1 rRNA gene and 1 other annotated feature are annotated in these 823 nt (G+C 52.6%); the gene reads left to right on the forward strand.

Features of this window, described 5'->3' with window-relative positions:
- The first annotated feature begins 269 nt into the window (after positions 1-269).
- Positions 270-535 (forward strand) — a sequence feature (23S ribosomal RNA rRNA prediction is too short).
- Positions 536-681: 146 nt separating this feature from the next.
- A 5S ribosomal RNA gene (rrf, locus tag AC2CGW_RS25205) occupies positions 682-797 on the forward strand.
- Positions 798-823: the final 26 nt, after the last annotated feature.

An 823-nucleotide genomic window follows, 5' to 3' on the forward strand; every position in this document is an offset into this window, starting at 1 on the left:
CACACGTCGAGCAGGTACGAAAGTAGGTCTTAGTGATCCGGTGGTTCTGTATGGAAGGGCCATCGCTCAACGGATAAAAGGTACTCCGGGGATAACAGGCTGATACCGCCCAAGAGTTCATATCGACGGCGGTGTTTGGCACCTCGATGTCGGCTCATCACATCCTGGGGCTGAAGCCGGTCCCAAGGGTATGGCTGTTCGCCATTTAAAGTGGTACGCGAGCTGGGTTTAGAACGTCGTGAGACAGTTCGGTCCCTATCTGCCGTGGACGTTTGAGATTTGAGAGGGGCTGCTCCTAGTACGAGAGGACCGGAGTGGACGAACCTCTGGTGTTCCGGTTGTCACGCCAGTGGCATTGCCGGGTAGCTATGTTCGGAAGAGATAACCGCTGAAAGCATCTAAGCGGGAAACTTGCCTCAAGATGAGATCTCACTGGGATCTTGAATCCCCTGAAGGGCCGTCGAAGACTACGACGTTGATAGGTTGGGTGTGTAAGCGCTGTGAGGCGTTGAGCTAACCAATACTAATTGCCCGTGAGGCTTGACCATATAACACCCAAGCAATTTGCTGTGCAGATTGCGGTGGTGAAGACGAAACGAACCGAAAGTTCGAAGCGACTCACAAAGATCACATATCCGAATTGGCTGGCGTGTCTGCAAAGACGCACTGGCAACCGAATTTCTTGACGACCATAGAGCATTGGAACCACCTGATCCCATCCCGAACTCAGCAGTGAAACGATGCATCGCCGATGGTAGTGTGGGGTTTCCCCATGTGAGAGTAGGTCATCGTCAAGATTCATTTCGCAAAACCCCTATCTGCG

The sequence above is a fragment of the Pseudomonas sp. SYWMCR5 genome, from assembly GCF_057197165.1.